General features: G+C 41.0%; 25 protein-coding genes. 6 read left to right on the plus strand and 19 right to left on the minus strand.

Features of this window, described 5'->3' with window-relative positions; all coding sequences use genetic code 11:
* Positions 1-12: 12 nt before the first annotated feature.
* From J2S05_RS19285 to J2S05_RS19315, 7 genes are all read right to left on the minus strand, one after another.
* Complete coding sequence (locus tag J2S05_RS19285) at positions 13-933, minus strand: YybS family protein (RefSeq protein WP_306985733.1); 921 nt, start codon at positions 931-933, stop codon at positions 13-15.
* 197 nt (positions 934-1,130) lie between these two features.
* Complete coding sequence (gene rpsR, locus J2S05_RS19290) at positions 1,131-1,364, minus strand: 30S ribosomal protein S18 (protein ID WP_143848023.1); 234 nt, start codon at positions 1,362-1,364, stop codon at positions 1,131-1,133.
* 47 nt (positions 1,365-1,411) lie between these two features.
* Positions 1,412-1,891 carry a single-stranded DNA-binding protein gene (ssb, locus tag J2S05_RS19295; RefSeq protein ID WP_306985738.1) on the minus strand — a complete coding sequence of 160 codons (480 nt, stop codon included), beginning with the start codon at positions 1,889-1,891 and terminating at the stop codon, positions 1,412-1,414.
* A gap of 107 nt (positions 1,892-1,998) precedes the next feature.
* Positions 1,999-2,292: a 30S ribosomal protein S6 gene (gene rpsF / locus J2S05_RS19300; RefSeq protein ID WP_306985740.1), complete on the minus strand. Its 294-nt coding sequence runs from the start codon at positions 2,290-2,292 to the stop codon at positions 1,999-2,001.
* A 582-nt stretch (positions 2,293-2,874) separates the two neighbouring features.
* On the minus strand, positions 2,875-3,975 hold the full coding sequence (gene ychF / locus J2S05_RS19305; protein WP_306985742.1) for a redox-regulated ATPase YchF: 1,101 nt from the start codon (positions 3,973-3,975) through the stop codon (positions 2,875-2,877).
* An 80-nt stretch (positions 3,976-4,055) separates the two neighbouring features.
* Positions 4,056-4,259 (minus strand): DUF951 domain-containing protein, encoded by a 204-nt coding sequence (locus tag J2S05_RS19310; RefSeq protein ID WP_306985744.1) that lies wholly within the window; start codon positions 4,257-4,259, stop codon positions 4,056-4,058.
* A 68-nt stretch (positions 4,260-4,327) separates the two neighbouring features.
* Complete coding sequence (locus J2S05_RS19315) at positions 4,328-5,365, minus strand: YkvI family membrane protein (protein ID WP_306985746.1); 1,038 nt, start codon at positions 5,363-5,365, stop codon at positions 4,328-4,330.
* 84 nt (positions 5,366-5,449) lie between these two features.
* Between J2S05_RS19315 and yyaC the strand changes: the two genes are divergently transcribed.
* A complete protein-coding gene (gene yyaC / locus J2S05_RS19320) occupies positions 5,450-6,091 on the plus strand; it encodes a spore protease YyaC (RefSeq protein ID WP_306985748.1) in 642 nt (213 codons plus the stop codon).
* A 52-nt stretch (positions 6,092-6,143) separates the two neighbouring features.
* Here yyaC and J2S05_RS19325 read toward each other — a convergent pair whose 3' ends face one another.
* The 12 genes from J2S05_RS19325 to rpmH form a co-directional block, all read right to left on the minus strand.
* On the minus strand, positions 6,144-6,854 hold the full coding sequence (locus J2S05_RS19325; protein ID WP_306985750.1) for a DUF554 domain-containing protein: 711 nt from the start codon (positions 6,852-6,854) through the stop codon (positions 6,144-6,146).
* Between the two features lie 27 nt (positions 6,855-6,881).
* Positions 6,882-8,036: an aminotransferase class V-fold PLP-dependent enzyme gene (locus J2S05_RS19330; protein WP_306985752.1), complete on the minus strand. Its 1,155-nt coding sequence runs from the start codon at positions 8,034-8,036 to the stop codon at positions 6,882-6,884.
* An 80-nt stretch (positions 8,037-8,116) separates the two neighbouring features.
* Entirely contained in the window at positions 8,117-8,968 is an 852-nt protein-coding gene (locus tag J2S05_RS19335; RefSeq protein WP_306985754.1) for a ParB/RepB/Spo0J family partition protein, read from the minus strand.
* Positions 8,961-9,722, minus strand: coding sequence for a ParA family protein (locus J2S05_RS19340; RefSeq protein ID WP_306985756.1), 762 nt, complete (start codon positions 9,720-9,722; stop codon positions 8,961-8,963). The genes J2S05_RS19335 and J2S05_RS19340 overlap by 8 nt, the downstream gene beginning before the upstream one ends.
* A 148-nt stretch (positions 9,723-9,870) precedes the next feature.
* A complete protein-coding gene (gene noc / locus J2S05_RS19345; protein WP_306985758.1) occupies positions 9,871-10,722 on the minus strand; it encodes a nucleoid occlusion protein in 852 nt (283 codons plus the stop codon).
* A 183-nt stretch (positions 10,723-10,905) separates the two neighbouring features.
* Positions 10,906-11,619: a 16S rRNA (guanine(527)-N(7))-methyltransferase RsmG gene (rsmG, locus tag J2S05_RS19350; protein WP_306985760.1), complete on the minus strand. Its 714-nt coding sequence runs from the start codon at positions 11,617-11,619 to the stop codon at positions 10,906-10,908.
* Positions 11,620-11,631: 12 nt separating this feature from the next.
* Positions 11,632-13,521, minus strand: coding sequence for a tRNA uridine-5-carboxymethylaminomethyl(34) synthesis enzyme MnmG (gene mnmG / locus J2S05_RS19355; protein ID WP_306985762.1), 1,890 nt, complete (start codon positions 13,519-13,521; stop codon positions 11,632-11,634).
* A 117-nt stretch (positions 13,522-13,638) separates the two neighbouring features.
* Entirely contained in the window at positions 13,639-15,015 is a 1,377-nt protein-coding gene (gene mnmE, locus J2S05_RS19360) for a tRNA uridine-5-carboxymethylaminomethyl(34) synthesis GTPase MnmE (protein WP_306985764.1), read from the minus strand.
* A 210-nt stretch (positions 15,016-15,225) separates the two neighbouring features.
* On the minus strand, positions 15,226-15,873 hold the full coding sequence (jag, locus tag J2S05_RS19365) for an RNA-binding cell elongation regulator Jag/EloR (RefSeq protein ID WP_306985766.1): 648 nt from the start codon (positions 15,871-15,873) through the stop codon (positions 15,226-15,228).
* Positions 15,821-16,639 carry a YidC family membrane integrase SpoIIIJ gene (gene spoIIIJ, locus J2S05_RS19370; RefSeq protein WP_306985768.1) on the minus strand — a complete coding sequence of 273 codons (819 nt, stop codon included), beginning with the start codon at positions 16,637-16,639 and terminating at the stop codon, positions 15,821-15,823. Before spoIIIJ ends, jag begins: the two co-directional genes overlap by 53 nt.
* A 25-nt stretch (positions 16,640-16,664) precedes the next feature.
* Entirely contained in the window at positions 16,665-17,030 is a 366-nt protein-coding gene (gene rnpA, locus J2S05_RS19375; protein ID WP_306985769.1) for a ribonuclease P protein component, read from the minus strand.
* 188 nt (positions 17,031-17,218) lie between these two features.
* Complete coding sequence (rpmH, locus tag J2S05_RS19380) at positions 17,219-17,356, minus strand: 50S ribosomal protein L34 (RefSeq protein ID WP_203087546.1); 138 nt, start codon at positions 17,354-17,356, stop codon at positions 17,219-17,221.
* A 598-nt stretch (positions 17,357-17,954) separates the two neighbouring features.
* Here rpmH and dnaA point away from each other — a divergent pair.
* The 5 genes from dnaA (at position 17,955) to remB (ending at position 22,418) form a co-directional block, all read left to right on the plus strand.
* Positions 17,955-19,304, plus strand: coding sequence for a chromosomal replication initiator protein DnaA (gene dnaA / locus J2S05_RS19385; protein ID WP_306985771.1), 1,350 nt, complete (start codon positions 17,955-17,957; stop codon positions 19,302-19,304).
* A gap of 168 nt (positions 19,305-19,472) precedes the next feature.
* Complete coding sequence (gene dnaN / locus J2S05_RS19390; RefSeq protein WP_306985773.1) at positions 19,473-20,612, plus strand: DNA polymerase III subunit beta; 1,140 nt, start codon at positions 19,473-19,475, stop codon at positions 20,610-20,612.
* 171 nt (positions 20,613-20,783) lie between these two features.
* A complete protein-coding gene (gene yaaA, locus J2S05_RS19395) occupies positions 20,784-21,023 on the plus strand; it encodes a S4 domain-containing protein YaaA (protein WP_306985775.1) in 240 nt (79 codons plus the stop codon).
* Positions 21,010-22,128 carry a DNA replication/repair protein RecF gene (gene recF, locus J2S05_RS19400; RefSeq protein ID WP_306985777.1) on the plus strand — a complete coding sequence of 373 codons (1,119 nt, stop codon included), beginning with the start codon at positions 21,010-21,012 and terminating at the stop codon, positions 22,126-22,128. The genes yaaA and recF overlap by 14 nt, the downstream gene beginning before the upstream one ends.
* 35 nt (positions 22,129-22,163) lie before the next feature.
* A complete protein-coding gene (gene remB, locus J2S05_RS19405) occupies positions 22,164-22,418 on the plus strand; it encodes an extracellular matrix regulator RemB (RefSeq protein WP_306985779.1) in 255 nt (84 codons plus the stop codon).
* Positions 22,419-22,432: the final 14 nt, after the last annotated feature.

Raw genomic sequence — 22,432 nt, forward strand, 5'->3', positions numbered from 1 at the left:
TCTTGTCAACTCCTACTTTCTCTGACTTCCAAGCCTGCTTTTCAAATCAAGAACCAAGTCGGCAATCCCTACAAGTCTTATAATTTGTTGAAGCGGCGCTATAATGATGCACATAACAACCACTAGAATTCCAAGTATCTTAGGAAGTTTTTTGTGATGGAAAAAGAATAAGATAAAGGATAAACCTTGAATGGTCATTATGGTCTCAATTAAGATAAAAACATTTGTTATCGCTAGGAAGAGTGTACTTCCTTCTTCAGGACCAGTTAACATCACAACAAATGCAATTAAGTAGTACCAAATAAAAGCCTTTGGAAAACCCCAGTTTCGCAATGCAGGAAGTCTATTTGTTTCAATGTTAAAACGTCTTAACATGATACCAGCTAGCCACACGGTTAGTAGTCCCAAAGAGGCTCCAACAAGCACCATCATGAATGGCACCATGTACACCATCATATCTAAACCTTCAAGTAAGATTGAAATTTGATCGGTTGATCGGCCTGTTTGTTCTAATAACTCGGTCACTTGTTCATGCTGGCTGCGAATGACCTGTCGCATACTCATCTCAAACCCTAATGTGAAAACAACATACGCACTTAGTAAATGGAAGATATACGCTAAGCTTGCGCCTATTAATACTGCAAATCCATCTGCTTTTCTGCGATGAAGCTCACCTATTACACCACCGACCATTGCGAATACAAAGGTTAGCACAAGGGCAATAACATGTATTGGCCACGCGATTAAACAGAGGATCAAATAGAGGATAAGCGTTGATTTAATACCATGTTTCACTGCAAAGTACACAACCGGCAGGGGCAGGACCCAAATCGCTACTATGTTAAGAACTGGTACCAGAAGTACCGCTAGTAGTAGCATTAAATAAATACCAACAATGAAAATGCCGTCTTTCCAAGCACTCTTTCGATTCACGCAGTCACCTCTTTTTACCAGAAACAAAATGGCCCTTTTTTTCATGTATGAAAGGCCTTTTACCAATCCAGATATACCTGTCTATTTTATCTTAATTGCTTTAAAAATTAAAGGTTTGCTTTTAGTGTACACTCTTTTTTCCAAAAAAATAAATCGACGAGGAATACCTATTCCCCGTCGACTTATTTTATCATTTCTTAGTTCACTTCATTTACATAAGGAAGCAAAGCAATTTGACGTGAACGCTTGATAGCGATAGTCAGTTTGCGTTGGTACTTAGCAGAAGTTCCAGTCACACGACGAGGCAAGATTTTGCCACGTTCTGAGATGAAACGTTTAAGAAGCTCAGTATCCTTATAGTCAATGTGCGTAATTTTGTTTACCGTGAAGAAACAAACCTTCCGGCGTTTAGGACGACCACGACGAGCCATAACGGAACAACTCCTTTCATACGATTTATAAGTGTGTCAGTTACCTATTAAAACGGCAGATCATCATCTGAGATATCAATTGGTTTCCCATCATTTGCAAACGGGTCATCATTGTATCCACCCTGCTGACGGTTTGAATTCTGGTTAGAATCATAACCACCTGCAGCTTGCGAATTTGAACTGTTGTTTGATTGGTTGTTCTGACTATTACGCGGTTCCAGGAACTGGACGCTGTCGGCAACGATTTCGGTCACATAGACGCGACGGCCTTCATTGTTGTCATAGCTTCTTGTTTGTACTCGGCCATCGACGCCTGCTAAGCTGCCTTTAGTAAGAAAGTTAGCTACATTTTCAGCTGGTTTACGCCATACAACGCAGTTGATGAAGTCAGCTTCACGATCTCCCTGTTGATTCGAAAATGGACGATTCACAGCGAGTGTAAAGTTAGCAACAGCCACTCCGTTTGGTGTATAACGTAACTCAGGGTCTTTTGTTAGGCGACCAACTAGGACAACACGATTTAGCAATCCAAATCCCTCCCGCTTCTAAAAGTATTAAGACGGTCCCCGAGAGGATGTCCAAAGCTAGATTGAAATTAAACGCTCACGCATTTTCTTAGCAATCTTTCGTTAAATTATTCTGCTTCTTTTGTTACTAGGACACGAATAACGTTGTCGTTGATTTTGATTAAGCGATTAAATTCATTAAGCGCATCAGAATCAGCAGCAGCGTTTACGTTTAGCAGTACATAGAAACCTTCAGTGAAATCATTGATTTCATAAGCTAAACGACGTTTACCCATTTCATTAACCTTTTCGATCTCAGCACCATTCGTTGTTAAAACGTTGTTGTAACGTTCAACAATCTCTTTATAAGCTGATTCTTCCAGGTTTGGAGCGATAATGTACATAACTTCGTACTTACGCATTCCGGCCACCTCCTTTTGGTCTAAGCGGCTCCGTTTAACAGAGCAAGGAGCAAAACTCATCGACAGAGTCATTTTACTCACAACAATTAATGATAACAGATAAACCAAGCTTAGGCAAGGGAATATTAAGTTCAATCTCTGGCGCTTCGGCTCCACTTCAGAGGCTGGGCACGCATTCCTGTGGAGGGCGTTGAACTAAGCTCATTGGCACCGCTCCAGGAGAAACCTACGCTTTCCACGGGAACGGCCTTAGCCCTTGAAGTGGAAGAGCACCCCTTCAATGTCTTCAGACTCGTTCTGTTCCGTTGGAGTCTTCGGTTTCTCCTTCCGCTACTTTTCTGATTAACCAACTGACGATCGTTCTTTTTAAGTCGTTATTTGGGTTGCCTATCCCTTTACCTTTGATTCTTCATTATTGATAATGAAGATAGTTTAAAAACACCAATCTTTCAAAATCAATGCGTACGAGTTCCCTCCCTTTTAATCGACTAGGAGTCGGCCCCGTCTCTTCCGTTAGGTTCCTCTTTACACAAATAGAGCTCAGCGCCTTGTGGCACTGAGCTCTATTACTCAAAGACTATCTTATACATTAAAACGGAAATGGATGACATCGCCATCTAGGACGATGTATTCTTTTCCTTCAAGGCGAACCTTTCCACGCTCTTTGGCTACTGCCATTGATTGGGCATCGACAAGGTCTTCATACGAAACGATCTCTGCACGGATAAAGCCACGCTCAAAGTCAGTATGGATAATTCCTGCTGCTTGAGGAGCCTTGATCCCCTTCTTAAATGTCCACGCACGAACCTCTTGTACGCCTGCTGTAAAGTAGGTTTGCAAACCAAGTAGGTCGTAAGCTGCGCGAATTAATTGATCTAATCCTGATTCAGCGATGCCTAAATCATCAAGAAACTCTTGCTTTTCGTCTCCTTCAAGCTCTGCAATTTCCTCTTCAATTTTGGCACAAACAACAATCACCTTACTGTTTTCTTCATCAGCAAAGGCTTTTACTTTTGCCACATATTCATTTTGTTCTGGGTCCATGATGTCATCTTCACTAACATTCGCTGCATATAAAACAGGTTTGCTTGTTAGAAGATGCATGCCTTTAACAAGCTTCTCTTCATCTTCAGTGAAGTCTATGCTTCGTGCTGGCTTCTCGTCTTCAAATGCAACACGTAGCTTTTCAAGAACAACTAGTTCTGCTAGAGCATCCTTATCTTTTGTACGAGCAAGCTTTGATACACGTGCTACACGCTTGTCCACTGTTTCAAAGTCAGCCAGGATAAGCTCTAAGTTAATGACCTGAATATCACGGATTGGATCCACACTACCAGAAACGTGCGTGATGTTATCGTCGGCAAAGCAACGAACCACGTGAGAAATCGCGTCAACTTGACGAATATGCGAAAGGAATTTGTTACCAAGTCCTTCCCCTTTGCTTGCTCCTTCTACGATGCCGGCGATGTCGGTGAATTCAAATGCTGTTGGGATTGTTTTCTTTGGTTCAACTAAAGTAGTAAGTACACGTAGTCGCTCATCTGGTACTTCTACGATTCCTACGTTTGGATCAATCGTACAGAAAGGATAGTTAGCCGATTCTGCTCCTGCTTGTGTTATTGCATTAAATAACGTAGATTTACCGACATTCGGCAGACCTACAATTCCAGTTGTTAAAGCCAATGAAGTCACGTCCTTTTTTCAGTCTTATATTTTTGGCATAAGAAAACAAGGCAGCAGCTACTAGCTCCCTTTACCTTGTTTTACTCAGCGGGATTTGCATGTTCTACTATCTTTTTTAGCTTGCGGGTGAATTCCTTGCGTGGAAGCATCACACTGTGCTGACAGCCTATACACTTAATACGTACATCCATCCCAACACGAATAATCTTCCACTGATTGGCTCCACAAGGATGCGGCTTCCTCATCTCCACGATGTCATTCAGGAAGAATTCCTTATCTGCCATTCAATTCGACCTCCTTGAAGCATACTCGTTCCCATTATACACGATTCATCTATGAAAAGGGAAACCGTCTAGTCCGCTTTTTTATTTCGATTTAAGGAGGGATGGTGAAAAAATGGGTAGAGAATAATGCAGACTAAGATGTAGAGATTAACAGCTCCATATAACGGATATAAAACAGCGATCATTGAAGAGAATCCAAAGGTTGTAAGCGGGGCCATAATAGCGAGTAAAAACATCGCAATGAGCCAGCTCTCCCCTCTCAGATAACCCCTCAACCTTGAGATCAAACCAAAGATTCCAGCCCCAGCTGTCGTATAAATAGCCAACCATAATAACACGGACATCGCTATGACCATGATAGAGGGATATTGTTTTAGAATTACAAACAAAGGAATCTCGTAAAACATAATTTCTCCAGCTATTTGAAGCAGGGATTCATTGTAGAGATACGAAATTGACCCCATAAGGACTCCACTACCAATTGCAGCAATCCAGATTTCTCCTTTGTGCTTCATTTGATTTCCAATAGCAGATACAACCGCAACAACAGGCAAGATATTCAAAGACGTGAAGGTTATCGCTGAGGGCCAATTTTGTTGATGCGACAAATCTAAGCTAAATGTAAACCCAAGTGAATATTGAAAGACTAATAGAATACTAACTAACGAGAGAATTAAGACTGGGATCAGATAGGCATTTATTGTTGTCATACCTTGTGTATCTTTGAGAAATAAAAGAACAACCATCGCAGCCGTTCCTGTCATGCCTAACCAAAAGGGAATATTATATACTTCAAGAGTAGCCCCTGCTCCAGCAAGCATAATGGTCGTAGTAGAGAATAAATAAGATAGGATAATCCAATCATACGCACGGGCAAGCTTTGGCCCCACAAGCGTTGTTAATAGAGGCACATACTGTGTAGTCTTTTGCGTAAATGCCAGATTCATAATGACAAAGCAGCTTATCGTAAACAAAGCGGTAAATAAGAAGATCGCCACATTACTTTCTGCTCCAAAGAACTGCCACAGCTCTCGGCCTGATGCATATCCTGCCCCTATCAACGTCCCAACAATTAAGAACATCCATTTCAGCCCGTTTGCCCACATCCTGCTCTCTCCCTTTTTGTTCACATGTATAAAAACGTCCCTGAACTACTATACTGTTACTACTATGGCAAAGGAGTACAAGTTATGAGTCCAAACCTATGGCGTTTTAATAAAAAGAAAGCTCAACCATTTCGAGTTCCGTTTGAAGAGATTCGTGAACATACACCATTCGCCGAACACATCCTTTCATATTGCCAGAAACTAAACGGTCGTGATCTTGTCATTCTTTGTGTAGGAACAGATCGCTCTACAGGTGATTCTCTCGGGCCATTAGTCGGCTCTAAGCTTGAAGGTCTATCTCTAGGTCGATTCACTGTCTATGGCACCCTTGAGTTCCCTGTACACGCTATGAATCTCACAGAACGACTTAACGAGGTCCAGAGTAACCACAGCAATCCGTATATCATTGCGATTGATGCCTGTCTTGGTCAACAAGTGAACGTTGGCTCTGTGACCTTACAAGATGGCCCACTACATCCTGGGGCAGCTGTTCATAAGGATTTACCGAAAGTAGGAGATATCCATATCACAGGAACCGTGAACATCGGTGGTGCGATGGAATTTTATGTCCTGCAAAATACAAGGCTTCATATTGTCATGTCCATGGCGGAAAGTATAGCCCAATCCATTTATTTAGCAGACCAGAAATTATCTGAACATTCGATTGTTTCTTCTGCTATACAAGCGATTGTTCATTATTCCCCAACAGATATCAATAAGGTCTAGAATTAGATACACAAAAAGGTCTCTACCCAAACGAGGCAGAGACCTTTTAATTTTAAAACATGGATAAAATCCAAATGAGTAAAGCTAAAATAGGTAAGGCAGGTAATAAATTAGCAACGCGTACACTTGTCACACCAAGTATATTTAGACCAATGGCAACAACCATAATTCCACCAACAGCGCTCATCTCAAGGATAAATTGTTCCAGCAGTACATCTGGAACAAACGCTGCAATGTAGGTTGCCATCAAGGCGATCCCCCCTTGATAGAGAACAACCGGTATAGCAGATAGTAAGACGCCAAAACCAAGAGTAGAAGCAAAAATAATCGCTGAAAGCCCATCTAACATCGCTTTAGTATAAAGAAGTGAATGGTCTCCTCGAAGTCCACTATCAATCGAACCGAGTACAGCCATTGCTCCAACGACATAGATTAGTGTTGTGGTGACAAAGGCTTGAGCAACCTTGCCTGACTCGCCTGATTTTGCTGGTTTGAGCTTAGTTTCAATCCACATCCCAAATTTATTAAGATACGAATCGATTCCAATCCACTCCCCTATCACGCCGCCTACGGCTAAACTTCCAATAACCAATAGAAACTGTTCAGTTTGCAGCCCCATTTGTATACCTAGTAGGATAATGGCCAAAGCAATGGCCTGCAATACAGTTGTTTTCATTTTTTCAGGGATGTTCTGAATCATTAGACCAATACATCCGGCAACGATAATCGCTGCTCCGTTAATTAGTGTTCCAGTAAGAACCATTTTTCTATTTCCTATTCTGACAATATTTTAGTCTGTAAAAGCTTCCTCTATTTCTTTAATAGCACCAATTAGTTCGTCTACTTCTTTTGACGTATTGTATGGACCAAAACTAACCCGAACTAATCCATCTTGTATTGTGCCTAAATGAAGATGCGTCTTTGGGGCACAGTGCAAACCTGCTCTTACTGCCATTTGGTAACTACTATCTAAAATCATAGCCACTTCATGGCTACTACTATGTTTCACGTGAAACGAGATCACCGCAACTCGATCACCTAATGCTTCAGGACCATAACAATGAACGCTCTCTAGCTCCGAAACACCTTCGAGGAATTGCTGCATTAAGCCTTCTTCGTGCTCTCTAATGCTTGTGATTCCCATTTGTTTCACTGCTTGCACTCCAGCATGTAACCCTGCAATGCCTGGTGTATTTAACGTGCCTGCTTCGTAACGCTCCGGCCAACTCTCAGGCTGATAGTCTTGTTCAGAGCTTGTCCCCGTCCCACCGTGAATAAGTGGTTTTAGTAAATAATCTTTATCACTTATCAAAACCCCTGTACCCTGTGGTCCCATGAGTCCTTTATGTCCAGCAAATGCAAGTAAATCAATCCCATCTCGCTGCATCTGGATATCTACTTTGCCAGCTGTTTGTGATGCATCGACTAATAAAATGGCTGAATGATTCTTGAGTTTCTCTGCAAGCTCCTGTATTGGAAATAGAGCACCCGTTACATTGGATGCATGTGAAACAATCACCATACGCGTTTTATCCGTCAGATGCGTTAATACATCATGTATTTCAAATTGGTGTTGTTCGTTTGGTTCCACATAGCTAATCTTAACTCCAACTTCATCCTCAAGTACCTTTAATGGTCGCAGGACTGAGTTATGTTCATAGGCTGTACTCAGTATATGGTCTCCTTCTTCAAAAGGAAATCCTAAAATGGCTTGGTTTAATGCCATAGTAGCATTCTGATAAAACCAAACATGCTTCTCACCGGGGGCTTCAAATAGGCTAGCAAGTTCTGCTCGTGTGCGTTTTACAACACTCGCAGCCTGTTGAGATAGAGCATGTCCACCTCTACCAGGATTTGCGGCAAATAGATCCACAGCCTCTTTCATGGCCTCCCCTACTTCTTTCGGCTTAGGGAAGGAGGATGCAGCATGATCAAAATAAAGCATGTAGCGTTTCCCTCCATTAAAAAAATGAAGTCACCTGATGGATGACCTCACCTTATCTAATTTAAACATGTACAATCATATTATTTTTCTTCAACTGAAAGTATTTGTAGAATACGCTCTAAGTCGTCCTCAGAGAAATAGTCAATCTCAATTTTCCCTTTTTTCTTACCTGGTTTAATAGCAACCGATGTTCCGAGTGTTGAGCGCAAGATGTCCTGACGTTCCTTAAGAAATGGTGTCAGGTTAATTTTACGACGTTTCGTTTCACGTGAAACACGATCATTTAATTGCTGAATGAGTAATTCTAATTCTCTAACACTTAGTTTATCATGAAGAACCTTTTCCAACAAAGAAGAAAGCTTCTTTTTGTCAGCCAACCCTAGTAGCGCACGTCCGTGGCCCATAGAGAGTTTTCCATCCGAGATAAATTGTTGAACAACGGTCGGCAGCTGTAACAAACGAATATGATTTGCAATATGCGGTCGACTTTTACCTAGACGTTTGGCTAATTGCTCCTGGGTGACATCAAGGTGACTAATCAGTTTCTGATAAGCCGTCCCTTCTTCAATTGGGTTTAAGTCTTCACGTTGCAAATTCTCAATTAGAGCCAGTTCCATCATTTCATCTTCATTATAATCCTTGATGATCGCTGGAATAGAGTCCATTTTGGCATGTTGTGCAGCACGAAAACGACGCTCACCTACAACAATCTCATACCCTTTTATGCTTTTACGAAGCGTGATCGGCTGTAGAACTCCGTGTGTCTGAATAGAATGAGACAGTTCGCTAATCGCTTCTTCCGTAAATGTTTTTCGTGGCTGATATGGATTTGGGCGGATTTGTTTAAGCGAAATTTCTTCAATCTGATCCTGCTTTTCGTCAGAGTGCTCTGGAAAAAATGCTTGAAGACCTTTACCTAATCCTTTAGCCATTTGTTACCACTTCCTTCGCTAAATCTACGTAAACCTCTGCTCCACGTGACTTTGCATCATACACAATGATTGGTTTCCCATGACTTGGTGCCTCTCCAAGACGAACATTACGAGGAATAATGGTATCAAATACCTTTTCTCTAAAGTATTTTTTCACTTCATCGATGACTTGAATACCTAAGTTTGTTCTTGCATCAAGCATCGTTAGTAAGACACCTTCAATAGCAAGATCGGTATTCAAATGCTTTTGAACAAGACGAACGGTATTCAATAACTGACTTAATCCTTCTAATGCGTAATACTCACATTGTACCGGAATTAATACAGAATCTGACGCTGTTAATGCGTTAATTGTTAACAAACCAAGAGATGGCGGACAATCAATAAAAATATACTCGTACTCATCAGCAACCTCCGACAAAGCTCGCTTTAAACGAACCTCTCTGGAAATTGTTGATACAAGTTCAATTTCTGCACCAGACAATTGAATGGTAGATGGAATAACAGATAAATTTTCAACCGTTGTTTCACGTATAACGGACTTGGTTTCAATATCTTCTACAAGCAGATCGTATACACACTCGTCTACGTCTCCTTTTTCTACCCCTACCCCACTGGATGCATTTCCTTGCGGGTCTATATCAACCAAAAGGACTCGATGCCCAAGAATTGCAAGACATGCGCTTAAGTTTACGGCAGTGGTGGTTTTACCCACTCCCCCTTTTTGATTGGCAATTGAAATTATCTTGGCCACTAAGCCACCTACTTTCCCTCAAAAAGAACTAACATAAGTCGTTCTTATTCTATCATAGTTTAAGGGAAATGATTTTAGAAAGTTGTGTGAGATCAAAAAATCCCTTAAAAAGGTTGGTAAAAAAATAACCTATCTGATAAAAGATAGATTACTTTTTAGGAATTCGAATCGTAAATTGATAGAATTCATCATTTTCTTCTTCATTTGTGTCTATATTAAGTCCGCTTTGCAGAACCATGTCTACAGATTGCCTAATCGTATTCATCGCAATACGCATGTCCTTCGAATAGGCTTTTCTTGTAGGTTTCTTTTTCTTTTCTTCAGGAGCTTGACCAGCTTCTAACAGGTTCTTCACTCGTTCTTCAGTCTGTTTGACATTTAACTGATGTTCAATAATTTCGGCCAAGATGATATGTTGCTTGTCGGCATCCTTTAAACTAAGCAAAGCTCTTGCATGTCGTTCAGAGATCTTCCTGTCCAAAATAGCCTGCTGCACTGGCTCAGGTAAATGAAGCAGCCTTAACTTATTGGCGATTGTTGATTGCCCTCTTCCAAGACGTTGAGCTAGACTTTCTTGTGTTAATCCATGAATCTCAATAAGCTTTGCATACGCCACCGCTTCTTCAATTGAGGTCAAGCCTTCGCGTTGAAGGTTCTCAATTAGAGCAATGGAAGCAGTTTGTGAATCATTAAATTCCTTTACGAGAGCAGGAATCTTATCCCATCCAAGATGAGTAACCGCTCTCCAACGTCTTTCACCGGCAATAATTTCGTATTTGTCATCACGTAGGCGAACAACGATCGGTTGAATCACTCCGTGTGTACGAATGGTTTGAGCAAGTTCTTCAATTTTTTCTTCGTCAAATACGGTCCTAGGCTGAAAACGGTTCGGTACAATTTCCTCAAGAGAAATTTGTTGTACTTCTTCGTTTCCTTTTATCTCTGCTGTTTCATCCTGTTTGTCACTAAAGCCAAATAGGCGTGAAAACGGCTGCTTCATCGCCTGACACCACCTTCTGTTTATAAACCTCTATGTCTTATCTATCTATTCGACATAAGAGCCTATAATCCCTTTTTATCTCTAACTCCTTTATATCCAAACAACGTGTAAGCGTCAAGCATTGATTAACTACAAGTTATGTACAAGTGGGCAGCGTTTCACGTGAAACGCTGCCTTATCTTATTAGAGAGGCTGCTTAGCAGGAACCCCTGCTTTTCGAGGATATTTCTTAGGTGTGGCTCGTTCTTTGTGAAGCAAATAAATTGTTCGTTCGCTTTGCTCTTCTGGTAATGTAAACGTATAGGTTTCGCCAAAGGCACCACCTAAGGTTTGAATTGCTTTTCCAGCATCCTTCAGCTCTTCTTCTGCCCCAGCACCTTTCATTGCTAAGAAGTCTCCACCTTTTTTGGCAAACGGTAGACACAACTCAGATAAAACAGACAGTCGAGCGACTGCTCTAGCTGTAACAACATCAAAGTTTTCACGATATGCCGGATCCTGCCCTGCAATTTCAGCACGATTGTGATGAAACTCCACACCTTTTAATCCTAATTCAGTAGCAAGATGTTCAAGAAATCCGATTCGTTTTTTTAATGAATCAATAATCGTAACATGCATATTCGGAAAAATGATTTTCATAGGAAGGCTAGGAAATCCTGCTCCTGCACCTACATCCAGAACTCGCTTTGGCTCATCAAATGAATAATAAAAGCCAGCGCTTATGGAGTCATAAAAATGTTTTAGATACACATCGCTTTCAGACGTTAAGGCTGTTAGATTCATTTTTTGATTCCATTCAACCAAAATTTCAAAATAACGTTCAAACTGCCATTGCTGATGCTCGCTTAATTCAATTCCTTTTTTTGATAAAAATAGAACAAATTCACTTTTATTCATATGTCCCTCTTTCTATGGCTTCACTTTCGCTAAACGTCCTTGTTCCATATAAACAAGTAAGATAGAGATATCAGCAGGGTTTACACCAGATACGCGTGATGCCTGCCCTAATGAGATCGGACGCACCTCTGAAAGCTTCTGTTTCGCTTCGGTAGCTAGCCCATTAATGGCCATGTAATCAAGGTCCTCTGGTAGCTTTTTGTTTTCCATTTTCTTTGATCGTTCAACCTGTTGTAACTGCTTCGTAATATAGCCTTCATACTTCACTTGGATTTCTACCTGCTCTGCTACACCCTCTTGGATAAGAGAATCAGCTGAAGGAATAATCGAAGCAACGTGTTGATACGTCAGCTCCGGGCGACGTAAAAGGGCTGCTGCATGCATCGCCTCAGCTAAAGGTGAAGACCCTGCTTCTATCAGCATCTCATCCACTTCCGCTGATGGTTTTATGACGATTTTTTCGATTCGTTTTTTCTCCGAGATAATTTGCTCTTTCTTTTCGAGAAAACGATTAAAACGATCATCTTTAATTAAGCCAATCTGATGACCAATCTCAGTCAACCTAAGATCTGCGTTATCATGGCGTAAAAGCAGCCTGAATTCCGCTCTAGAGGTCAGAAGTCTATAAGGTTCATTTGTACCCTTCGTCACCAAATCATCGATGAGAACGCCAATATAGGCTTGTGAGCGATCAAGAATTAATCCTTCTTCTCCACGAGCTTTTAATGCAGCATTAATTCCAGCCATAACACCTTGTCCTGCGGCTTCTTCATATCCTGATGTTCCATTAATTTGGCCAGCTGTAAACAACCCGTTCACCTTTTTGGTTTCTAGTGTTGGCCAAAGCTGTGTAGGCACAATGGCATCATATTCAATGGCATAGCCAGGACGCATCATTTTCACGTTTTCCAGCCCTGGAATAGTCTTCAGCATACTAAGCTGAACATCTTCAGGCAGGCTTGTAGAAAGCCCCTGCACGTAAACTTCTGTTGTATTACGCCCTTCTGGTTCTAAGAAGATTTGATGTCTTGGCTTATCATTAAAGCGGACAATTTTATCTTCAATCGATGGGCAGTAACGTGGACCCGTTCCTTCAATCATACCTGAATACATTGGAGAACGTGTTAAGTTCTCGTTAATAATTAGGTGCGTATTTGTTGATGTATACGTTAGCCAGCATGGAAGCTGATCCGTAATATACTTCGTTGTTTCATATGAAAAAGCTCGTGGAACATCGTCCCCAGGCTGGATCTCTGTTTTATCATAATCAATCGTATTTCCATTTACACGAGGAGGTGTTCCGGTCTTGAAGCGAACCATATCAAAACCAAGCTCCTGCAAGTGATAAGACAACTGTACAGATGGCTGCATGTTGTTAGGACCACTCTCATAAGCAAGTTCTCCAAGAATAATCTTTCCACGAAGATACGTACCCGTTGTGATGACCACAGCTGTACTGCGGTACTCTGCACCTGTATTCGTAATAACACCTTTGCAGACACCATCTTCTACAATCAACTTCTCCACCATACCTTGGCGCAATAGTAAATTCTCTTGCTCCTCGATGGTTTTCTTCATTTCATGCTGATACATAAACTTATCGGCCTGCGCACGCAAAGCACGTACAGCTGGACCTTTTCCTGTATTCAACATTCTCATTTGAATATGAGTTTTATCTATATTCCGGGCCATTTCTCCACCCAGTGCATCAAGCTCTCTTACAACAATTCCTTTTGCCGGTCCGCCCACTGATGGGTTACACGGCATAAACGCGACGGCATCTAGGTTCAATGTCAGCATTAATGTATTGGCACCCATACGTGCCGAAGCAAGTCCTGCTTCAACCCCTGCGTGACCAGCACCGATGACAATTACATCAAAATCTCCACCTTGATAGCTCATGGTCTAATCCTTCTTTCCTTATTTTTATCTCTTAACGCGCAGCAAGATCCCAATAGATACGGCTTCTGCGCGTATAGGCCCGATTGGTTTATCTCCCCAACCGATAGACATTCTACTTTATTTCCCTAAACAGAACTGCGAGAACAACTGATCAATGAGACTATCCTGCACACTATCTCCAATGATCTCACCTAGTAGCTCCCACGTTCTAGTGACGTCAATTTGAATTAAATCGATAGGCATAGCTGATTCAGTAGCATCCAATGCATCCTGTGCCGTTTGTTTCGCTTGCTCTAAAAGCGCGATATGTCGGGTATTCGATACATACGTTGCATCATCTCCCTCAATAGCTCCTTCAAAAAACAAGTTCGCAATCGCTGCTTCTAAATCATCAATTCCCTTTTCTTCTATAAAAGAAGTTGTGACAAGCGGACGTCCTGCTGCAAGCTCTTGCACGCGCTCGAGATTTATCTTTCGAGGCGTATCGGTTTTGTTGACGATGATGACTGCATTCATACCTGCAACAGCTTCAAACAACGCTTCATCCTCCACAGACAGCTCTTCGCCATGATTCAACACGAGCAAAATCATATCTGCTTCGCGTAGCGCTTTTCTTGAACGCTCGACGCCAAGTTTTTCAACGATATCCTCTGTCTCACGAATACCCGCTGTATCAACAAGGCGTAAAGGCACACCACGCACATTCACATACTCCTCAAGTGTATCTCGTGTTGTACCAGGGATGTCAGTGACAATCGCTTTATTCTCATGAACGAGGCTGTTCATAAGCGATGATTTCCCGACATTTGGTCTACCAATAATGGCTGTTGCTAGACCTTCTCTTAAGATTTTCCCTTGCCCTGCTGTCTCTAGAAGCTTATCCACTTCTTTAATGACAAAACCAACTTTATGAATCATTAAGTCATGAGTCATCGCTTCGGCATCATATTCAGGGTAATCAATATTCACTTCAACTTGAGCCACTGTTTCTAGCAGCTCCTGCCTTAGAACAGAGATTTTTTTTGATAATCGACCTTCAAGCTGTCCAAGTGCTACGTTCATCGCACGATCGGTTTTCGCTCGAATTAAGTCCATGACCCCTTCAGCCTGGGACAAATCTATGCGGCCATTTAAAAAAGCTCGTTTTGTGAATTCTCCAGGTTCCGCCAGCCTCGCTCCTCGTTTTAGCGCAAGCTGAAGAACTCTGTTAACAGAAACCAACCCACCGTGACAGTTTATTTCTACTACATCCTCTTTTGTATAGGTGCGAGGCGCTCTCATCACACTAATCATTGCTTCCTCTACCTTGCTGGTCCCATCTGTGATATGACCATACACAATTGAATGTGAGGCAACGTCTTCTAATGGTTGTTTTCCCGCATATAAATGAGAGGCAATGGCAATTGCCTCGTCTCCACTCAGTCGGACAATGCCAATAGCCCCTTCACCTTGAGCTGTTGAAATAGCAGCAATTGTATCAAATTCTGTTATCATTTCATCGTCACCCCCTTTTTCAAAAAAAAGCTCTATATTTATAGGAAAGATGAATCATCCATTCTCATTTTCTTTGGTTGCTTCTAATGTAATAGAATAGCACAGACCTAGCTGAAAAGCTACGAACCCGCAAGGAAAGAGACATGGCAAAATCCTCTATCTAGATTCTTAGATAGAGGATTTTGCCTTCATATACTTACGAATTTTCTACTACGTTGATTTCTTGACAATCACGTGACGCTGACTGCCCTTTCCCTTAGAGAAGGTCATGACTCCTTCTTTCCGGTAAAGAACCTGATGAACAACCTTTCGTTCTCTCGCATTCATAGGTTCTAAGGGAATGCCATCCGTTTGATATTTTGCTTTTTTAGAGACACGAACCGCCAATTCACGTAATGCCTGATACCGCTTCGCACGGTATTTGCCTGCATCAACTAGAAACGTCTTATGTTTTGCTTTATTACGATTAGCCGCCAAACCTACCAGATATTCTAATGAATCTAAGGTTTGGCCTCGCTTACCAATGAGTCGGGCCGTGTCTCTTTCATGTTCACATTCAATAGAAAGAAGTGTACCTTCACTCGTTTTACTTTTATTAATCGTTGCAGGAATTTCCATTTTGTTGATTGTTTCTACTAAGAATTCATAAGCTAAGTCATCAGGATCAGGTATAGCGTATGCTTCAATCGTTGCTTCTCTCTTCCCTATAAACCCTAAGAATCCTTTTCGAGGTTCTTCAATTACTTCATAGGAAATTCGCTCTAACGGTGAGCCCAATTGTTCGACAGCCTTTGTTACAGCTTCCTCAATTGTTTTTCCTGACACCTTTACCTTTACCTTTGCCTTTGGCTTTAACATTAGATTTCCCTCCAACGCCCGCTTTCGTAGCCTTACGTTTTTCTACGTTCGGGCCCGTAATAAAGTACGTTTGAGCAATCATAAATAGGTTTCCGACAACCCAATAAAGAATAACGGCTGATGGCAGGAACAGTCCAAATACCGTAATCATAACCGGCATCATGTATAACAAAATCTTCATTTGTGGGTTATTCTGTACCATCATCATCTTTTGCTGAACAAATGTAGCAGCACCAGCTATGATCGGCAACAAGAAAATCGGATCTGCTTGGCTTAAGGTGAACCATAAAAACGTATTGTCACCAATCTCTGTTGTTCTCATAATTGCATGATAAAGGGCCAAAAGGATCGGCATCTGAATAACTAGCGGTAAGCAACCAGCAAATGGGTTCACTCCTTTTTCTTGATAAAGGCCCATTAACTCTTTTTGTAGCTTTTGCTGTGTATTCTGATCTTTTGCGCTATATTTCTCTCTAAGTTTTTGCATTTCAGGCTGCAGAAGCTGCATCGCCTTCATACTTTTTGTCTGCTTAATCATAAGCGGCATAATGACCAAGCGGATCAAAATGGTTAGCGCCACAATGGCTAGTCCATAACTATTAAAGAAATCAGCAAAAAAGATAATGAGCCAGGAAACCGGATACACAAAAAAGCTATTCCAAATCCCCTCACTACTACTGTTAATTGGTTCATTTACATCGAAACATCCGGTTAGAAGAAACAGCAGACCAAATGAAACAATGAATAACCCCCATTTATTCTTCACTCTTTCACACCCTCTGCAATACATATCATTTTCTCGTTGTTGTTTGTGAAATCCTTCTGCTCACACCTGCTTTTTTCATCACATGTGCCAGACTACTATGAAATTCTAAGTAATTCATATCAGCGGTTGGTTTTCTTGCTATCACTACATAGTCATAAGCAGGTAAAAGAAGCTCTTGTTTTTCTTGAAAAACAGTGCGAATTAACCGCTTTATTCGATTACGAACAACAGCGTTACCTACCTTCTTACTCACGGAAAGTCCTAGCCTTAACTGCTCTTGATCCTCTTTCTTGAGAACATATAGAACAAACTGACGATTCGCGACGGAACGACCATGATTAAATACAGCCGAAAATTCCTCATTCTTTTTAATCCGCTGTTCTTTTCTCATATTCCCGCTCCTCTATAGGTTTGTTCTCTTTGAAGCAAAAAAGACCACTGTCTACCAGTGGTCTCAGATGTCGATACTTGCCGCGTTCTGCCAATACATCCTATCAATTCATTAAAAATGAAAGGACCTGCATGCGCAAAGCAAGTCCAAGAATCTGAAGTTGCTTATCACTGGCTTTTCAGCGGTTTTTATGCAGACAATACTTTTCTTCCTTTTTGACGACGACGAGCTAGAACTTTACGTCCGTTCTTAGTGCTCATTCTTGCACGAAACCCGTGCTTCTTTTTACGCTTACGGTTATTTGGCTGAAACGTTGGTTTACCCATTTATTACACCCCCTGCGGATTGCTCTTAAAAAAATATGGCTGTAAGACAGTCCTGTAAATTATAAAGAAAAGTGACGCCTATTGTCAAGGTCTATTCTAAAATCTTCTTTTCGTCTCTCCTTCCTCTTTTCGAGCCACTCAACTGTGGAAAACTTTAATAGACAGTATTCGACTTATCCTCTGACTCATCGACAACTTACTCACATATCTTGTGTTGTGGAAAAAAATTAAACACAACATGCTGTGCTTTGTGGATAAACCTAACAAACCATTGCGGTAAAAGGTTTATTTTGCTATGATTATAATGTTTTAACTCGTGGATAGCTAATCAGACACTCTATCCTGTCCACAGCCTGTGGGTAAAGTTGTGGACAGGATGTTTTCCTATGGACTATTTTTTCCACAGGGCTGTTTGCTATTTCTTTTTTGATGGTTTTCTACTATACTATTATCTTTCCACAATTTCTACACAGTGAATAAATATTCATACTCGTGATACAACGTTGTACAAAACATATACAACTCTCACAACTAAAGGCCGTTACAGGTCTTTTCTGTGTCTGCTATACCGCAATACTTGATAAAAGGGGGTTTAATCTTGGAAAATATTCACGACCTATGGGAACGGGTTCTCTCTGAAATGGAGAAGAAGGTGAGTAAGCCTAGTTATGAAACTTGGCTGAAATCGACAAAAGCGACTGTTATCCAAAACGATATCATTACAGTCACCGCTCCTAATGAGTTTGCACGTGACTGGCTAGAGGATCATTATGCCAGTTTGACCTCTGATACGATTGAAGAATTAACAGGATCAAGGTTGGCACCTAAATTTGTTATTCCACAAAACGCATCTGCTGATGATTTACTAGTGGAACAGCCTCCTAAGAAAATACCGCAACCTGATGCTGCTGATGATATATCAAGTCGCACTATGCTAAATGGCAAGTATACGTTTAATACATTTGTCATTGGTTCAGGAAATCGGTTTGCCCATGCAGCTTCACTTGCTGTAGCGGAAGCACCAGCTAAAGCCTACAATCCATTATTTATCTATGGGGGAGTGGGACTAGGTAAAACCCACTTAATGCATGCCATTGGACATTATGTAATGGAGCATAATCCTCGGGCCAATGTGGTTTATTTGTCTTCTGAAAAGTTCACAAATGAATTCATTAACTCGATTCGTGATAATAAAGCGGTGAATTTCCGCAACAAATATCGCAATGTAGATGTGCTATTGATAGATGACATTCAGTTTTTAGCAGGGAAAGAACAAACTCAAGAAGAGTTTTTCCATACATTTAATGCTTTGCATGAAGAGTCAAAACAAATTGTGATCTCAAGTGATAGACCTCCTAAAGAGATTCCTACTTTAGAAGACAGACTTCGTTCTCGCTTTGAATGGGGCCTGATTACAGATATCACACCACCTGATTTGGAAACTAGGATAGCCATCCTTAGGAAAAAAGCAAAAGCAGAGAACTTAGATATTCCTAATGAAGTGATGTTATATATCGCTAATCAGATTGATACGAATATACGAGAATTAGAGGGCGCTCTGATTCGTGTAGTCGCTTATTCATCTTTGATTAATAAAGATATGAATGCCGATCTTGCAGCTGAAGCCTTAAAAGATATTATTCCAAACTCTAAACCCAAGATGCTAACCATTACCGACATTCAAAAGCTTGTTGGTGATTATTATCAAGTGAAACTAGATGATTTCAAAGCAAAGAAACGAACAAAGTCAGTTGCTTTTCCACGTCAGATTGCGATGTATCTATCGCGTGAACTGACCGATTCCTCTTTACCGAAGATCGGAAGTGAATTTGGCGGGCGAGATCATACGACTGTGATTCATGCTCACGAAAAAATATCTAGATTACTTGGAACGGATGAAGATTTACAGCAGAAGGTTCAAGCCATTACAGAACAGCTCCGCGGCTAATGGCTGTGTACAGTGTGGGCAAACTGATCATCTTTATACACAGTTTGCCCACATGTGTATAACCTGCGTCACATAGAGTTTTATCACTTATCCACAAATTCACAGCCCCTATTACTACTGTTACTATTTTTAAAACCATAAATAATGATTTTAAAGGAGCTATTCGTCATGCATTTTGTCATTGAAAGAAATCGTTTTGTTCATGATGTTCAAAACGTAGCTAAGGCGGTTTCTTCTAGAACCACCATTCCAATTCTTACAGGAATGAAACTAGTTGCAACAAATGAAGGAGTTACATTGACTGGAAGTGATTCAGATATCTCGATTGAGACATTTATTCCAGCAGAAGAAAATGATCAACATCTTGTCGATATTAAACAAGAGGGAAGTATTGTTTTGCAGGCACGATTTTTTGCGGAAATCGTAAAAAAACTACCTGGTGAACAAATTGAAATTAGTATTCAAGATCCTCTAAGTGCAACGATCCGTTCTGGATCTTCTGTTTTTACACTAAATGGTCTGGATCCTGAAGAGTATCCTCGTCTTCCTCAATTAGAAGAAGAACGGGTCTTCCGCTTGCCACAGGATATGTTGAAAAATATTATTAGACAAACCGTATTCGCAGTGTCCGCTCAGGAAACACGTCCTGTGTTGACAGGTGTAAACCTCGAGATTCAAAATGGCGAATTAATCTGTACTGCAACAGATAGTAGACGATTAGCTATGAGAAAATCATCGATTGAACGGAATGATCAAGAGCTGACATTTGAAAATGTAGTGATTCCGGGAAAAAGCCTGACTGAGTTAAGTCGAATCCTTGATGATAATGATGAGCTGACAGAGGTTGTAGTTACGGAGAATCAAATTCTATTTAAATTGGGGCACACGTTATTCTTCTCGAGATTGCTTGATGGGAAGTATCCAGTCACAAGTAGTATGATTCCAACACAATCCAAAACATCGTTCTCTGTGCAGACAAAATCATTACTGCATACATTAGAAAGAGCCTTGTTGCTCTCAGATGGGAAAAATAACGTCGTCACGTTAAAAACATTAGCCGAAAATGAGATTGAAATTACATCGGTGTCTCCTGAAATCGGAAAAGTAACCGAAGATCTATCAACTTCTGACCAAGATGGAGAAGAAATGAGAATCTCGTTTAACGGCAAAATTGTAATTGATGCGTTAAAGGTTATTGATAGTGAAAAAGTAAATATCATGTTCACTGGAGCAATGAGTGCATTTGTGGTTAGACCAACGGATCACGATCATTATCTACACTTGTTCTCTCCGGTACGTACATACTAGGTCTTAGTGGCTCTCTTTTAAGATTGGACTTGGCTAGAAGCCTTTAGTCTAGTACAATAGATAATAGAGAATGTATGTAAATTGAACGGAACTAGAAGACAGCAGATCTCAGTGAATTGCTGTCTTCCCTTTCTTATAACCCTCAACTAGAGGGAGAAAAAGAGGTACAACATGGACGTGCTAAAGATCTCAACTCCGTATATAACACTTGGACAATTGCTGAAGGAATCTGGTGCAATTGATACAGGTGGTATGGCTAAGTGGTATCTAAGCGAGTATGAAGTGATTGTGAATGGAGAGCCGGAGAACCGTCGAGGTAAAAAGCTGAGAGCGGGTGATGAGATCCAGCTTGCTGATGGCACAGTCATAGAAATTGCAGAGGCCGAGGAGAAGGAAGATGAGGGTCAATAAGTTATCACTTAAGCATTATCGAAACTATGCAGAGGCTGAACTCGAATTTAAAAAGCAGGTTCATGTGTTTGTTGGAGATAATGCACAGGGAAAAACCAATGTGCTCGAAGCTATTTATGTGCTGGCCATGGCTAAGTCGCATCGGACGGCCAAGGACAAGGAATTAATTAGCTGGGGGCAGGATTATGCCGGCATTTGTGGTGAGGCTCAGACACGCTCTAGCAAACTGAAGCTGGATTTAACCATCTCAAGCAAAGGGAAAAAAGTGAAGCTTAATGGTTTGGAGCAACGACGCCTCAGTGAGTACGTCGGAGCTCTTAATGTCGTTATGTTTGCACCTGAAGATCTACATTTGGTTAAGGGCAGTCCCCAAGGAAGAAGGCGCTTTATGGATATGGAGCTTGGCCAAATTAGTCCGGTCTATCTTCACCACAGCAGCCGCTACCAGAAAATCCTGCAACAAAGGAATTCTCTTTTAAGAGATTGGCACAAAAAACCATCTCATGACATGTTGGATATTCTGACAGAACAATTGATTGATACTGGCGCTGAGTTGATAAAAAGACGAGCGCTATTCCTTCGTAAGCTGCAGAAGTGGGCAGAAACCATTCATTTTGATATTTCCCGTGGTACAGAAGAGCTAAAGCTTATCTATCTTTCAACGGTAGAGGTATTAGAAGACTTGAATTTGTCGACCCTAAAAGAAAGGCTTCATGCAGTGTACGAACAAAAAAAAGAAAAAGAACGGATAAGAGGAACGACTTTATTTGGGCCACATCGTGAGGATATCGGGTTTCAGGTAAACGAAAAGGATGTTCAAAGCTTTGGCTCTCAAGGTCAACAGAGGACTACTGCATTGGCTCTCAAGCTAGCAGAAATTGAGCTCATCAAAGAAGAAGTAGGCGAATACCCAGTATTACTGCTTGATGATGTGCTTTCAGAGCTTGATGATTATCGACAATCTCATCTTTTGGAGACGATCCAGAGAAAAGTTCAGACATTTGTGACCACTACCGGATTAGCTGGGGTTCATCAAAAGGCTTTAGAAAATGCAGATGTTTTTGAAGTGAAGGCTGGTCAGATTCAATTGCGACAAACTGATTAAAAGCATGAAAAGATTTACTCCTGTGAGGTGAAGCAATGTTTATTCACTTGGGTGGAGACGTTATGATTCGAGCCATTGAGATCATTGCGATTCTCCAGTATGAAAAAAACGATATAGCGGAAGAAACAGAGGCTTTTTTAGCTAAGGCTAATGATTCAATTACAATTACGCCGGATTTAGTTAAATCCGTTATTATTACTGATCAAGTTATTTATTACTCTCCTGTTTCCTCCGTTACGTTAAATCGTAGGGTTCTAACAGGAACTGGCATAAAAGAGGATATAGAGTAAAACCGTTTGATTGA

Source organism: Alkalicoccobacillus murimartini, from assembly GCF_030813245.1.
GTDB classification, from domain to species: Bacteria; Bacillota; Bacilli; order Bacillales; family Bacillaceae_D; genus Alkalicoccobacillus; species Alkalicoccobacillus murimartini.